Source organism: Cupriavidus sp. MPR-AND1C (assembly GCF_058809705.1).
In genome coordinates this window covers 1-12,570 of the sequence record NZ_JBXASU010000067.1, presented here as the reverse complement: position 1 = coordinate 12,570, position 12,570 = coordinate 1, and the positions used below count along the sequence as shown (strand labels likewise).

General features: G+C 67.4%; 10 protein-coding genes. 4 read left to right on the top strand and 6 right to left on the bottom strand.

Annotated features, from left to right (window positions below; genetic code table 11):
* Positions 1-82: 82 nt before the first annotated feature.
* Positions 83-1,063: a quinone oxidoreductase family protein gene (locus AC1RWI_RS27670; RefSeq protein WP_492869903.1), complete on the top strand. Its 981-nt coding sequence runs from the start codon at positions 83-85 to the stop codon at positions 1,061-1,063.
* A gap of 126 nt (positions 1,064-1,189) precedes the next feature.
* Here the strand turns inward: AC1RWI_RS27670 and AC1RWI_RS27665 are convergent, their stop codons facing one another.
* From AC1RWI_RS27665 to AC1RWI_RS27645, 5 genes are all read right to left on the bottom strand, one after another.
* Positions 1,190-2,938, bottom strand: a complete 1,749-nt coding sequence (locus AC1RWI_RS27665) for a TRAP transporter large permease (protein WP_492869902.1) — start codon at positions 2,936-2,938, stop codon at positions 1,190-1,192.
* Positions 2,935-3,477, bottom strand: a complete 543-nt coding sequence (locus tag AC1RWI_RS27660) for a TRAP transporter small permease subunit (protein WP_043348748.1) — start codon at positions 3,475-3,477, stop codon at positions 2,935-2,937. Before AC1RWI_RS27660 ends, AC1RWI_RS27665 begins: the two co-directional genes overlap by 4 nt.
* A 214-nt stretch (positions 3,478-3,691) precedes the next feature.
* Positions 3,692-5,101: an argininosuccinate lyase gene (gene argH, locus AC1RWI_RS27655; RefSeq protein ID WP_006160535.1), complete on the bottom strand. Its 1,410-nt coding sequence runs from the start codon at positions 5,099-5,101 to the stop codon at positions 3,692-3,694.
* Between the two features lie 136 nt (positions 5,102-5,237).
* Positions 5,238-5,984, bottom strand: a complete 747-nt coding sequence (locus AC1RWI_RS27650; protein WP_043348743.1) for an anti-sigma factor — start codon at positions 5,982-5,984, stop codon at positions 5,238-5,240.
* Positions 5,981-6,586, bottom strand: a complete 606-nt coding sequence (locus AC1RWI_RS27645) for an RNA polymerase sigma factor (RefSeq protein ID WP_492869901.1) — start codon at positions 6,584-6,586, stop codon at positions 5,981-5,983. The genes AC1RWI_RS27650 and AC1RWI_RS27645 overlap by 4 nt, the downstream gene beginning before the upstream one ends.
* 195 nt (positions 6,587-6,781) lie before the next feature.
* Between AC1RWI_RS27645 and AC1RWI_RS27640 the strand changes: the two genes are divergently transcribed.
* On the top strand, positions 6,782-7,417 hold the full coding sequence (locus AC1RWI_RS27640) for a ferritin-like domain-containing protein (protein WP_043348737.1): 636 nt from the start codon (positions 6,782-6,784) through the stop codon (positions 7,415-7,417).
* A gap of 125 nt (positions 7,418-7,542) precedes the next feature.
* Here AC1RWI_RS27640 and ppc read toward each other — a convergent pair whose 3' ends face one another.
* Positions 7,543-10,557, bottom strand: a complete 3,015-nt coding sequence (gene ppc, locus AC1RWI_RS27635; protein ID WP_492869900.1) for a phosphoenolpyruvate carboxylase — start codon at positions 10,555-10,557, stop codon at positions 7,543-7,545.
* 79 nt (positions 10,558-10,636) lie between these two features.
* Between ppc and hemC the strand changes: the two genes are divergently transcribed.
* Both hemC and AC1RWI_RS27625 read left to right on the top strand, forming a co-directional pair.
* Positions 10,637-11,638 carry a hydroxymethylbilane synthase gene (hemC, locus tag AC1RWI_RS27630; RefSeq protein WP_492869899.1) on the top strand — a complete coding sequence of 334 codons (1,002 nt, stop codon included), beginning with the start codon at positions 10,637-10,639 and terminating at the stop codon, positions 11,636-11,638.
* Between the two features lie 9 nt (positions 11,639-11,647).
* Positions 11,648-12,570: uroporphyrinogen-III synthase (locus tag AC1RWI_RS27625; RefSeq protein WP_492869898.1), on the top strand; the 923-nt coding region annotated here is incomplete at its 3' end.

Below are 12,570 nucleotides of genomic sequence, written 5' to 3'. Positions count from 1 at the left end.
ATGCCTTGCGCACGGCCGACGCGTCGCGCGAGATTGCGATAGAGTGGCGCTCACAAATCCATGCAACCTCGACGGAGTGGAAATGACATCAGCACGCGTGGTGGAATTGACGGAGTTCGGCGGCCCCGAAGTGATGCGCCTGGTGAATGCCGGGTTGCCCGCGCCGGCGGCCGGCCAGGTGCGGTTGCGCCAGACCGCCATCGGCTTCAACTACATCGACGTCTACCAGCGCTCGGGCAAGTACCCGCTGCCGTCGCCGACCGGGCTGGGCCATGAAGCCGCCGGCGTGGTCGAAGCGGTAGGCGAGGGCGTGACCGCCCTGCGCGAAGGCGACCGCGTGGTCTACATGCACGCTGGCATCGGCGCCTACGCCAGCCGGCGCAACGTGCCCGCCGACAAGTTGGTCAAGCTGCCCGACAGCATCGACGACTTCACCGCGGCGGCGATCTTCTTCAAGGCCATGACCGCGCAATACCTCGTGCGCAAGACTCATCCCGTGCAATCCGGCGACATCGTGCTGGTGCATGCCGCCGCGGGCGGCGTAGGGCAGATCCTCAGCAGCTGGGCCAAGGCGCTCGGCGCCACCGTGATCGGCACCGCCGGCTCGGCCGAGAAGTGCGAAGTGGCCCGCGCGGCCGGGTGCGACGTCGCCATCAACTATTCGCAGGCGGACTGGGTGGAGCAGGTGGTTGCCGCCACCGGCGGGCGCAAGGCGCGCGTGGTCTATGACTCGGTGGGTAAGCATACTTTTATGGGCTCGCTGGACTGCGCGGCGCCATTCGGGCTGGTGGCGCTCTACGGCGCCGCCTCGGGGCCCGTGCCGGCGTTCGAGCCGGAACTGCTCAGCAAGAAGGGCTGCCTGTTCCTGACACGGCCATCGGTGTTCCCGCACAACGCCGATGCGCAGACGTTCCGTGCCAACGCGGCGGATGTGTTCCAGGCGATCGGGCAGGGCGCGATCCGGGCCGCGATTGGCGCGCGCTTCCCGCTTGAGCAGGTGGCCGAGGCGCATCGGGTGGCCGAGGCGCGCGCGACCACGGGCGCTATCCTGCTGCTGCCGTGACCTGAACTAAGCGGACAAGATGCGGGGGGCAACCCCGGAAATCAAAAAAGGCCTCGGGTTTGAACGGAACCCGAGGCCTTTGTCCATGCCGGCGACCGAATCCGCCGGCGCTTTCTCTTGCTACTGCTACTTCTTCTTGTCGAACTCGAACTGCGGCGTGGCGGGCTCGCTGTCGGCCGGCGCCGCCGGCAACTCCAGCGTGCCAGGCTCGCTACGGCCGCCCGGCACAGGCGCCGGCACCGAGGCCGCACCGCCCGGGCTCTCGCCCCCCAGCGGAATCGTGACCTCTGCCGCATTGCTATGGTGCAACGATCCCTTGTCCAGGAACATCGTCACCAGGCCGGGCCAGAACATCACCAGCACAACCATGATCATCTGCAGGCCGACCCATGGCAGCGCGCCCCAGTAGATGTCGGAGCTCTTCACTTCCTTGGGCGCAATGCCGCGCAGGTAGAACAGCGCGAAGCCGAAGGGCGGGTGCATGAAGGAGGTCTGCATGTTCACGCACAGCATCACGCCGAACCACACCAGCGCCGCGGTGGCTGCCGCCTCCGGGTTGCCGCCCATCGAATCTGCGACCACCGGCGCCAGCACCTTGACCGCAACGGGCGCCAGCATCGGCACCACGATGAAGGCGATCTCGAAGAAGTCCAGGAAGAAGGCCAGGAAGAAGATGAACAGGTTGACCACCAGCAGGAAGCCGATCCAGCCGCCCGGCAGCGAGGTGAACATATGCTCCACCCAGGCACCGCCATCCACGCCCTGGAACACCACCGAGAAGCAGGTGGAACCGATCAGGATGAACACCACCATGGCGGTGATGCGCGCCGTGGACTGGTAAGCCTCGATGATCAGCCCGCGCAGCGCGGTCAGTTGCCCGGCGCGCAGCAGTAGCCACGTGATCACGAGGTAGACCACTGCCAGCGGAATGCGGAAGGCATGCGAGCCGAACGCGACGGTGCCGGCGATGATGGCCACGCCGGTGGCGGCAAGGCCGATACGATAGATATTGCGGTCGAGCTTGCCGAAGCCGGGGTCGCGCAGCACCGCCAGTACCAGCGCGCCGACCGCGCCCATGGCGCCGGATTCGGTCGGCGTGGCGATGCCCAGCATGATCGTGCCCAGCACCAGGAAGATCAGCACTGCGCAGGGAATGATGCCGCGCAGGCATTTGCGCCACAGCGGCCAGCCGCGCAACGTGCGTTCTTCCACTGGCACCGGCGGCAGCCAGTGAGGCTTGATGCGCGTCAGCACGAAGGTATAAAGCGCGAACAGCGCGATCTGGATCACCGACGGGCCCCAGGCGCCCAGGTACATGCTGCCCACGTCGGCGCTGCCCATCGGCGTCTTGAGCTGGTCGGCCAGCACTACCAGCACCAGCGACGGCGGCACCAGCTGCGTGATGGTGCCCGACGCCGCCAGCACGCCCGTGGCGTACTTCATGTTGTAGCGGTAGCGCATCATGACCGGTAGCGAGATCATCGCCATGGCGATCACCTGGGCCGCCACGGTGCCGGTGATGGCGCCGAGGATGAAGCCCACGATGATGACCGAGTAGCCCAGGCCGCCGCGCACCGGGCCGAACAACTGGCCCATGGAGTCCAGCATGTCCTCGGCCAGCCCGCACTTCTCCAGTATCGCCCCCATGAAGGTGAAGAACGGGATGGCGAGCAGCAACTCGTTGGCCAGCACGCTGCCGAACACGCGACTGGGCACCGCTTGCAGGAAACTGACCGGGAAGTAGCCGAACTGAATGGCCAGGATACCGAAGGCAAGACCCACCGCCGACAGCGAAAATGCGACCGGGAAGCCGATCAGCATGAATACCACCAGGCCGCCGAACATCAGCGGCGGCATATATTCCAATGGAATCATTGCACCGGCCTCTCGTATTTCGATTCGATGCGCACGAGGCCCTTGAGGGCGGCGATGCGCTTGATCAGCTCGGACACGCCCTGCAAGGCAAGCAGGGCGAAGCCGAGGGGCACCACCAGCTTGATCGGGTAACGCGGCAGGCCGCCGGAGTTACCGGATTGCTCGAGGATGCGCCACGAGGGCAGGAACAGCGATTCCCACGACAGCCAGGCAAACAGCACGCACGAAGGCAGCAGGAAGAAGATGATCCCGAAGATGTCGATCCAGTGTTGGGCGCGTTCCGATACGTTGCCGTAGATCAGGTCGACGCGCACGTGTTCGTTGCGCTGGAAGGTGTAGGAGGCGCCGAACATCACCGCGATGGCAAACATGTACCACTGCAGCTCGAGCGGCCAATTGTCGCTGAGGTTGAAGCCGTAACGCAGCAGGGCGTTGCCTGCGCTGATCAGGCACGACAGCAGGATCATGATGTTTGCAAGCCTGCCCGTGTGCTGATTCAACCTGTCGATCTGTCGTGACAGACCAAGCAAGTAATACATGGGTTGTCTCCCCTGTTTTTGCGGCGATTAGTTTATCTGTAACAAAATGCTTCGGCGCTTGGGGCTAATACCTACCGCATCGCGCAAAAATCAGAAGCGCCGGAAGACAATAAAAAAAGCCGCCAGGGGCCTGCCCTGGCGGCTTTCTTTCAGAACAAAACTTACGTGAAACTTACGTTGGCACGCTGCGCTGCATTTAATCCGCAGTTTGCGTTTAAAGCGTGGCGCGCGCCGCGGCAATGGCCGCGCGCACCTGCGCCGGCGCGGTGCCGCCGATATGGTTACGCGCCGCGACCGAGCCTTCCAGCGTCAGCACCGCATGCACGTCATCGCCGATCAGCGCGGCCTTGTCGCCCAGGCCGGTGACTTCGCGCAGCTCGGCCACGGTCAGGTCGGCCAGGTCGCAGCGGCGGTCGTCGCAGGCGCGCACCGCGTGGGCCACGGCTTCGTGGGCATCGCGGAAGGGCAGGCCGTGCTTGACCAGGTAGTCGGCCAGGTCGGTGGCGGTGGCGTAGCCTTGCAGCGCGGCGGCGCGCATGGCGTCCGGCTTGACCGAGATGCCCGGCACCATGTCGGCGAAGATGCGCAGCGTGTCGGCCACGGTGTCGACCGTGTCGAACAGCGGCTCCTTGTCTTCCTGGTTGTCCTTGTTGTACGCCAGGGGCTGGCCCTTCATCAGGGTCAACAGGCCGATCAGGTGGCCGTTGACGCGGCCGGTCTTGCCACGCGCCAGTTCGGGCACGTCCGGGTTCTTCTTCTGCGGCATGATCGAGCTACCGGTGCAGAAGCGGTCGGCGATATCGATAAAGCCCACGCGCGGGCTCATCCAGATCACCAGTTCCTCGGAGAAGCGCGAGATGTGGGTCATCACCAGCGCGGCGGCGGCGCAGAATTCGATGGCGAAGTCGCGATCGGAGACGGCGTCCAGCGAGTTGCGGCACACGCCGTCGAAGCCCAGTTGCTGCGCGACGAACTCACGGTCGATCGGGTAGCTGGTGCCGGCCAGCGCGGCGGCGCCCAGCGGCAGGCGGTTAACGCGGCGGCGGCAGTCGGCCATGCGCTCGGCGTCGCGCGTGAACATTTCCACGTAGGCCAGCAGGTGGTGGCCGAAGGTGACCGGCTGGGCCACCTGCAGGTGGGTGAAGCCCGGCAGGATGGTGTCGGCGTTCTTTTCGGCCAGGTCCAGCAGCGCGCCGCGCAGCGCGCCCAGCAGGCCGATGATGGTGTCGATCTCGCTGCGCAGCCACAGGCGGATATCGGTAGCGACCTGGTCGTTACGCGAGCGGCCGGTGTGCAGGCGCTTGCCGGCGTCGCCGACCAGCGCGGTCAGGCGCGCTTCGATATTCAGGTGGACGTCTTCCAGGTCGAGCTTCCACTCGAAGCCGCCGGCCTCGATCTCGCCACGGATCTGCGTCATGCCGCGCTCGATCTCGGCGCGGTCGGCCTCGGCGATGATTCCCTGCTTGGCCAGCATGGCGGCGTGCGCCAGCGAACCCTGGATGTCGAACAGAGCCAGGCGCTTGTCGAAGAACACCGAAGCGGTGTAGCGCTTCACCAGGTCGGACATCGGTTCGGAGAAGCGGGCGGACCAGGCTTCGCCTTTCTTGGCAAGTTGGGAGGTCATGGGCGGTAAGGCTGGGTTAGCTCGCAAGCCGGCGGCGGGCCGCGGGGCGAACGAGAGAATTCGGGGAAACCACGATTATATCGCTGCCGGGCCCCACGCAGACGGTAGCGGGTCCGGGAGGGCCTCCGGGCCCGCCCTACAAGGTGTTGTCGATGACCTGGCCCTTGAACACCACCGGCCCGGTGGGGCCGTTGGGGTCGGGCGAGCCGCCGCGCGGCTCCACGCTGATGGCCAGCGCCGGCACCTTGCCCAGCGCCTGGGCGAGCGCCAGGCGCAGCTGGCGCTGGTGCCCGATCACGCCGAGCGACTGCGGCTTGCCGCCTGCCGGGAGGGCCCAAAGCTGCAGGGCCTGCGCATCGTTCAGTGGCAGGTGATCCAGGCGGCGCAGGGTAAGCGCTTGCGAACGTGCATCCCAGGTCACAAGCACAGCGGCCTGGGCCCGATCGTCGTTGAGCACGGCCACCGCGTTGACCAGTGGTGCAGTGTCCAGCTGGCGGGCCATCCGCACGTTGAGGCCGATGGCCACGGCGGCCAGCGCGGCGGTCGCCATGGTGGCGCCGCGCCAGAAGCCGGGGGCGGCCCACAGCCGTTGCCACCAGGCTACGGGTGGCGCACCGGCTGGGCCGGCCGCGCCGGGCGCCTTCATGGCTTGCCAGCCCAGCCGTTGTTCGATCCCGCACCACACCTTATCCACCGGTGCCGAGGCAGGCTGGAGTTCGGCAAGGCCTGACAGCCTGGACTGCCAGTGGCCGATGGCGGCGCGGATCGCGGGTTCCTCGCGGGCGAGCGTCTCCAGCCGGCGGCGCGCGCCCCCGCGCAACACACCCAGCGCGTACTGCGCGGCAAGGCGGTCGATCAGGTCGGGATGACGGCTGAGGTTCATGACAGGCTTTCCAGGCACGTGCGCAGGCGCTCCAGGCCGCGCCGTATCCATGACTTGATGGTGCCAAGCGGCACCTGCAATTGTTCGGACAACTCGCTATGGCTCATGTCCTTCAGGTAGGCCAGCGAGATAGCCTGCCGCTGCGACTGTTCCAGCCGCTGCAGGCACTGGTTCAACGCCCGTGCTTGCTGGCTGGCGAGCGCAAGTTCCGCCGGGCCGGCCGCTTCGTCGGCCAGCCACTCGCCAAGGTTGTCGTCCAGCTCCACGGTCTGGCTGGTGCGGGCAGCAGCCTGGCGGCGCAGGCAATCCAGCGCCCGGTTGCGCACGATGGCTGTCATCCAGGTCATCGGTGCAGCCAGGTGCGGCCGGTAGTCGCCGGCGTGATGCCAGATGCTGACGAAACTCTCTTGCACCACATCCTCCGCCCAATCGTGTCTGTTGGTTATACGCAGCGCGAGGCCAAACAGTTTCGTCGCGGTCTGGTCGTAGAGCTGCCGCAAGGCGTGCCGGTCTCCCATGGCCGCGCCTTGCAGCAATGCGGCAAGCAGGTCGGCGTCGGCCGGCCTGGGGGCAAATGAGGAATCGGCGGGGGAGGAGGGCACCGGGGGCGGATATCAGCAAGTGACGTTCCCGGATTATAGGCACGGCTTGCGTGCGGCATGCGAAGGATCGCTGCATCCGATTGCCAATGGCGCGCGTAGAAGAAACAGGCGCCGCCGTTGCCGCCGCGATGCAAGCCGCATCCGAGCGCATGCGACCCCATGAAGGCGCCATCCACCCCTAGACAGGAGAACACCATGGAACGCATGCAGTCGAGCACCGCGCAGCACGAACGCCAGGCCGGCGAGGACACGGACAGCCGCATCCTTGTTGCGCCGGATGCGCGCCGGCGCGGCTTGCTGAAAGTCCCCGGCCTATTCGCGCTGGGATCGCTGGCGGTGATGAGCCTGGGCGAGTCGATGCCAGCCTGGGCGCAAGTTCAGTCCGGCAGCACCAAGGACGATATCGCCATTCTCAATGTCGCCCTCGGGCTGGAATACCAGGCCATCGCAGCCTATCAGGTTGGCGCCGAGAGCGGTTTGCTGCAAAAGCCCGTGCTGGAAACCGCAGTCAAGTTCCAGACGCACCACAAGGCACATGCACAGGTGCTGGCGGGCACGGTGTCCAAGATGGGCGGCAGCCCCGTGATGACCAAAAAGCCGGGTGAATACGGTTTCCCGACCGACCAGCTGAAGACCCAGGCCGATGTGCTGCGCTTTGCCGCCGGCCTGGAGAAGGGTGCCACCGCGGCCTACCTGGGCGTATTGCCGAACTTCCACAATCGCGAGCTGACCAAGGCCGCCGGCAGCATCCTGGGTGACGAAGCGATGCATTGGGCCATCCTGCTCTCGGTGCTCGGCGAAGACCCGGTGCCGGGCGCGTTCGTCGGCTGAGGCCTGGCCGCCAATATCGGTTGGCGAGCCACACTCTGCGCCGTCCGGCCTGCTGGCCGGACGGGTTCCCCGCCATGGTGCCAGCCACCATGGCGGTCTTTTTGCGCAGTGCGCGCAGCCTCGCCTCAGCCGCTGTTGCGCAGGCCCGCGGCCACCCCGTTGATGGTCAGGTGGATGCCGCGCCGCACGCGGATGTCGTCACCGTCCTTGCCCGAGCGGTAGCGCTTGAGCAATTCCACCTGCAAGTGGTTGAGCGGATCCAGGTAGGCGAAGCGGTTCTTGATGGAACGCGCCAGCAGCGGATTGTCGGCGAGGCGCTCCTGGCGGCCGGTGATCAGGGCCAGCATCTCGCACGTCAGGTGCCACTCGGCGCTGATGCGCGCGAACACCGTCTTGCGCAGCACGGCGTCTTCGCACAGCTGCGCGTAGCGCGAGGCCACGGCCAGGTCGGTCTTGGCCAGCACCATATCCATATTGGACAGCAGCGTGGTGAAGAACGGCCAGGTCTTGACCATGCGGCGCAGCGTGGCCACGGCGGCCTTGTGCGCACGCTCGTCCGGCGCTTCGTCCAGCAGTGCCTTGACCGCGCTGCCAAAGCCGTACCAGCCCGGCAGCAGCAGGCGGCACTGGCCCCAGGAAAAGCCCCAGGGAATCGCGCGCAGGTCTTCGATGCGGCGCTGCTTCTTGTCCATCAGCTTGCGCGAGGCCGGGCGCGAACCCAGGTTGAGGTCGGCGATCTCGGTGATCGGCGTGGTGGCGAAGAAGTAGTCCTTGAAGCCGGGCGTGTCGTACACCAGGTGGCGATACGACGTGAACGCGCGATCCGAGAGTTGCTGCATCACGGCCTCGAACGTCGCCAGGTCCTTCGGCGCGTTCTGCGTCGGCAGCAGCGAGGCTTCCAGCGTGGCGGCGATCACCGTTTCCAGGTTGCGCCGGCCGATCTCGGCGTTGGCGAACTTGCTGTTGATGATCTCGCCCTGCTCGGTCAGGCGGATCTGCCCGTTGACCGTGCCCGGTGGCTGCGACAGGATGGCCTGGTAGGTCGGGCCGCCGCCGCGGCCAACGGTGCCGCCGCGGCCGTGGAACAGACGCAGCTTCACGCGGCGCGCCTCGAACACCTGCACCAGTGCCAGCTCGGCCTTGTACAGCTCCCAGTTGGAGGTGAGGAAGCCGCCGTCCTTGTTGGAGTCGGAGTAGCCCAGCATCACTTCCTGCTCGCCGCCATGGTGGGCGATCACCGAGGCAAAGCCCGGCAGCTCCAGCAGCGATTGCATGATGCCGGCGGCGTTGCGCAAGTCCTCGATGGTCTCGAACAGCGGGATCACCATCAGTTCCGGGCGCGCTGGGTTGGTCTTGCTGCCCAGCGTGCCGTGCAGCATGCCGGTTTCCTTCTGCAGCAGCAGCACTTCGACCAGGTCGGACAGCGTCTCGGTGTGCGAGATGATGTAGTTGCGGGCCACGCGTGCGCCGTAGCGGCCGCGCAGTTCGCGCGCCATGTTCAGGATGGCCAGCTCGCTGCGGGTCTGCTCGGAATAGGCATGCCAGGGCAGCGTCAGCAGGCGCGGCTGGCGCAGCTCGGCCAGCAGCAGTTCCTGCTTGCGGGCTTCCGTCAGGCCGGCATAGTTGGCTTCAACCCCGGCTGCGGCGAACAGTTCCGCGATCACCGCCTCGTGCACGTCGGACACCTGGCGCATGTCGATCGAGGCCAGGTGGAAGCCGAACACGGCGATGGCCTTGGCCAGCGCGTCGATGCGGGTGCGCGCCAGCGCCTCGCCGTGGTGCGCGCGCAGCGAGTCGATCACGACCTGCACGTCGGCGGCAAAGGATTGCGCGTCGGCATAGGGCGCGGAGTCGGCCACCGGATGGCGTGGCGCGGCCTGCCCGGTGACGGCTTGGCAGGTTGCCGCCAGGCGCGCATAGATGCCGATCAGTGCGCGGCGGTACGGCTCGTCGGCGCGATGCTCGGAGTGGTCGGGCGAGGCTTCGGCCAGCGCCAGCAGTTCCGGGCTGGCCTCTACCATCAGGCTCGACATCGACAGTTCGGCGCCCAGCGCGTGGACTTCGTCCAGGTACCACTCCAGGATCAGCGACGATTGCTGGCTCGCGGCGTGTTGCAGCGTGTCGGCGGTGACATTGGGGTTGCCGTCGCGGTCGCCGCCGATCCAGGAGCCCATCTGGAAGAAGGGCGCGAGCTGGGTAGAGGCCGCCGGCGCAGCCTTGCTCTTGCGCGCGGCGGGAAACACCGCGGCGATGTCTTCTTCCAGCTCGCTCATCAGTTGCGGGATGCCGCGCAGGAAGCAGGTGCGGTAGTAGGACAGCGCATTCTCGATTTCGTCCACCACCATCAGCCGCGTATTGCGCAGCATGCGGGTCTGCCACAGCGTGGTGACGCGCGCGCGCAACAGCGCGGTGTTGTGATCGCGCTCACGCGCGGTCATGGGCAGGTCGCGCTCGGCCAGCAGGCGGGCGATCTCGCGCTCGGCGTCGAGAATGCTCTTGCGCTGGACTTCTGTTGGGTGCGCGGTCAGCACCGGCACGATCAGCGCTTCGTCGAAGAACTTGCGTAGTGCCTTGCCGGTCACGCCAGCCGCGTCGATGGCCTGCAGCGCGTGCGCCAGGCTGCCCGGCTGCGGCGGCGATCCGGCCAGCGCATGCACGCGCCGGCGGCGGTTGTGGTGCTGGTCCTCGGCGATATTGGCCAGGTGCGAGAAATAGCTGAAGGCGCGCACCACCGAGTTGGTCTGGTCGCGCGACAGGCGCTTGAGCAGGCGATCCAGCTCCGCGCCGGCGGCGCGGTCGTTCTCGCGGCGAAAGCGCACGGCGGTCTGGCGGATGGTCTCGACCAGCTCGAAGGCCGATTCGCCTTCCTGCTCGCGCACGCAATCGCCCAGCAGCCGGCCCAGGAAGCGGATGTCTTCGCGCAGGGGCACGTCCTTGTCACTGGCGCGGCGGGCCGGGGTCGCGGCGGGCGCGGCCTCAGGCTTCGCGGCGCTGGCGCGCCTGGTGCGGGCGGTCTTGGCGGATGGGGCAGATGGGGCGGTCGCGGGAATCGAGGCGGAAGCCAATGCGGTGTCGGGGGCGTCTGCCCGGCTGGCGGTTGGCTTGCGCCGGCCTGCGGGGCGCGCAGCTTGCTGCGTCATGCAATCTCCTGTCGTTTCTTATCTATTGCGTGTTGTCTGTTGGCCCGGGGCGGCTTGGGGTGCGTGCTAACATTCGCGGATGCAAGCATCCGTCTCCCCGTCTTCCTCCAGCGCTGCGCCGCGCAAGCTAGTCATCGCCTCCCGTGAAAGCCGTCTGGCTATGTGGCAGGCCGAGCATGTGCGTGCTGCATTGCAACAATACTATCCCGCGTGCGATGTGTCCATTCTCGGCATGACGACGCGCGGAGATCAGATTCTAGACCGTACTTTGTCCAAGGTTGGCGGCAAGGGCCTGTTCGTCAAGGAACTCGAGATCGCGATGGCCGAAGGCCGCGCCGACCTCGCCGTGCACTCCCTCAAGGATGTGCCGATGGAGTTACCTGAAGGGTTTGCCCTGACCGCGATCATGGAGCGCGAGGATCCGCGCGATGCGCTGGTCTCAAGCCGCTTCGCCTCGCTGGACGAGATGCCCGCTGGCACCGTGGTCGGCACCTCCAGCCTGCGCCGCGAAGCCGCGTTGCGCACCCGCTACCCCCATCTGGTGATCCAGCCGCTGCGCGGCAACCTGGATACCCGCCTGGCCAAGCTCGACCGTGGTGACTACGGTGCCATCATCCTGGCCGCCGCCGGCCTCAAGCGCCTCGGCCTGGCCGACCGTATCCGTGCCGTGCTGGATCCCGTCAGCTCGCTGCCGGCAGCCGGGCAAGGTGCGCTGGGCATCGAGATCCCGTCCGGCCGCCCCGAGCTGGCCGCGTGGCTGGCGCCGCTGAATCATGCGCCCAGCGCGCTTGCCGTGACCGCCGAGCGTGCCGTGTCGCGCATGCTGGGCGGTTCGTGCCAGGTGCCGCTTGCCGCGCATGCGCGTTGGGAGGGCACGAAACTGCACATCGACGCCTTCGTGGCGTTGCCCGACGGCAGCCGCTGCGTGCGGGCCCAGTCCGCGGCCGTGGTGGCAGGCGCCAATGCATCCGGCCAGGCCGAAGCACTTGGCAAGGCCGTTGCCCAGGACCTGTTGGGCCAGGGCGCGGCTGATATTCTCGCGGCGCTGGCGGATCCGGCGTCTCCCCAAGCCCCTGCCTGAGACCGGCCCATGCCCCGCCCGACCGTCGTTGTAACACGACCCGCCGGGCAGTCCCGGCAACTCACCGAGGCCTTGTCGGCCGCCGGCCTGGACGTGCTTGGCTTTCCCCTGCTGGCGATCGGCCCCGTGGCCGACGATGCCCCCTTGCGCGCGGCGCTGGCGCAACTGGCGGACTTCACGCTGGTGGTCTTCGTCAGTCCCAATGCCGTGGCCTTCGCACTCGATGCGCTGGCCCTGGTGCAGGACAAGCCCGTGCCGCAGTGGCCGTCATCCGTAGCGGTAGCCGTGGTTGGCCCCGCCAGCGTGGCTGCGCTGGCCGAGCGCGGGATTGCCGCGCCCGACTACCGCGTGATTGCCCCGGCCGGTTGCACGACCGGCCATGAGGCAGACAACGGCGATGCCGCCAACGGTGGTGACGGCGCCGCGGCGCGCTTCGATTCCGAGGCCCTGTGGCAACAGCTTGAAGCCCAGCTCGGCGCCGGGGCGCTTGCCGGACGTAAGGTCCTGATCATCCGTGGCAATGGCGGGCGTGACTGGCTGGCCGAGCGCCTGCGCGCCGCCGGCGCCGAGGTGCAGCCGGTCGAGGCCTATCAGCGCTCGGTCCCCACGCCCGGCAGCATGCAATGGCAAGCCGTGCGCGACGCGCTCAAGCCGGGCGCGGCACCGCAGGCCTGGCTGCTGACCAGTTCCGAAGCCGTGCGCAATCTCGATGAGATGGCGCGCCAGGCCCTGAGCCCGCAAGAGCTCGCCTGCCTGCGCCAGGTGCAGTGCATCGCGCCGCATGCGAGAATCGCCGAACAGGCCTTGGCCCTCGGGTTCTCGCACCTGCTGCGCGCCGCACCCGGAGACGAAGGCTTGCTGGCGGCTTGCCGCCAGTGGGCGCAGGCGCATGCCGGCCCGCCGGCGCCGATGCCGGTCGCGGCGCCGGCGGC